Annotated in this window: 2 protein-coding genes and 1 pseudogene; all 3 read right to left on the bottom strand. The window is 35.9% G+C overall.

Annotation, left to right across the window (positions count from 1 at the left end):
• Positions 1–553, bottom strand: a pseudogene (flhA, locus tag AC1DTM_RS23875) (flagellar biosynthesis protein FlhA); the annotation flags it as partial.
• Between the two features lie 23 nt (positions 554–576).
• Entirely contained in the window at positions 577–1623 is a 1047-nt protein-coding gene (flhB, locus tag AC1DTM_RS23870; RefSeq protein WP_016104421.1) for a flagellar type III secretion system protein FlhB, read from the bottom strand.
• 10 nt (positions 1624–1633) lie between these two features.
• A partial coding sequence (locus AC1DTM_RS23865; protein WP_477001046.1) for a flagellar biosynthetic protein FliR occupies positions 1634–2108 on the bottom strand: 475 nt, incomplete at its 5' end.

Below are 2108 nucleotides of genomic sequence, written 5' to 3'. Positions count from 1 at the left end.
TTCCGGCACCATCCATCGCTCCGTAAAACTCTGTTTCCATATTTAATTTTTTTCGTTTCGCCTGTGCATCTTTTTCTGTAATAAGACGCTGATTCAAGTCAGCATCGATAGACATTTGTTTCCCTGGTAAAGAATCAAGTGTAAAGCGAGCTGCTACTTCAGCTGTACGAGACGCACCGTTTGCAACGATAAACTGGAATATGATTAAAACTATAAAAATAACGATACCAATTAATAAGTTCCCGCCAATTACGAACTGGCCAAACTCTTCAATAACATGACCCGCATTTCCGTCTGTTAAAATCGCTCGCGTCGTCGAAACGTTAATCGATACGCGGAAAATCCCGATTAATAACAACATCGTCGGAAATGACTTTAATTCATCCCACTCGTTAATACTTGTAGCTCGCATATAAATAAGCACTGACATACTTAGTAGAAAAACGATAACGATATCAAGTATAAATGGTGGAAGTGGAATTAAGAGCGCCACAACGAATGACGCTGCTAAAAAGATAGAAAAATAGGTTCTTGCAGAATCCATCTTAAACAAAGAGATCCCCTCCAAACGCGCTATTATACTTCAAGTTCGTTCGTTTGAATTAAATAGCGCATAACTTCAATTACAGCTACATATAAATCCTCTGGAATCGTCTCATCTTCCTCGACTTGATAATATAAAGAACGAGCGAGCGGACGGTTTTCCACCATTGGTATTTCTTGTTCACGGGCAAGCGTTCGTATATATAATGCGAGCTCATCTTCCCCTTTTGCAACGACAATAGGCGCTGCATCAACTTGTTTATTGTAACGAAGCACAACCGAAATGTGCGTCGGGTTGTTCACAATAAACGTTGCACCATCCATCTTCTTCGCAATTGTCCCTTGCAAGATAGCATGCATAAAGTTTTTTCGTTTCCCCTTTACTTGCGGGTCCCCTTCATTATCTTTATGCTCTTGTTTTACTTCTTCTTTTTTCATTTTAATATCTTGTTCGTACTCCCATTTTTGATAAATGAAATCAATAATAGAAAGAACGATTAAAATAATTAAAATGGCTAGAAAGATAAATTTAATTTGGCTAATAATTTCAGTAAGTGACGCTGTCCAGTTAAATCCAATCATACTAACGATTTTCTCTAAATTCTTTTTAAAGAGAACGTACGAAACGTAACCGATTAATCCCATATAAAACAGTGATTTCAAAATATCTACTAAACTTTTACGGCTAAACAATCTCGTAAAATAATTTTTCGGATTAATACGTGATGCTTTCGGCTTAATTACTTTAGAAGAAAATAAGAAACCGACTTGAATCATATAATTGAATAAATGAAAAGCGTATACAAGTATTAATATAGGAGCCGATACTTTCAGAAGTAATATGCCCATTAAATAAAAATACTCGGTCGAATCTGTATTTTTTCCAATTTGATCAAACAGTACCGCTACGGAATTCGCGATCTCATAACCGAGCCAATCTCCGAAAAAGTAAACGACAACTGCTAATACAAGAATGGAAAATAAATTATTTAAATCTTTACTCCGGGCGATATTCCCTTCTTCACGCGATTTTTTACGCTTCTGCGGGGTGGCCTTTTCTGTTTTATTATCCTTTGCCATGCGCGTCCCCCTACTTCGTTAAGAAAAAGTTAAATAGTTTCGTATACTCTTCCAGTAATACGTCTGTCATATTTTTAAACACATAACCGAGCATCGGTACACTCATCGCAATAAACAAAATACCACACGTAATTTTAATCACATACGCATTCATAAAAACGTTTAATTGCGGTGCATTTTTTGCGATTAAAATAAGGACGAAATTAATAATGAATAGACTGCCCATAAGTGGCAAAGCAATTTCAACCGCTGATGTAATTGCAAATAATAACGTTGCAAGTAGACTATCTAAAAAACTAGTCGTCAACAATTTTGAAATCGCCTCTGTATATTGAAACGACTTTAAAATCGTGGCAACGAAATAGTTAATGCCGCCCAGTGAAATAAAAATAATAAGAAAAAATATATCAAAAATTGTTGATAGCAAAGTGGACTGTGACCCTGCATTTACATCAAATAAACTCGCCTGTGATAAACCKATATCA

This window comes from Bacillus sp. P4_D3, from assembly GCF_056401855.1.
Note: the sequence above shows the minus strand (reverse complement) of the source record. Positions and strands in the feature narration are given on the sequence as shown.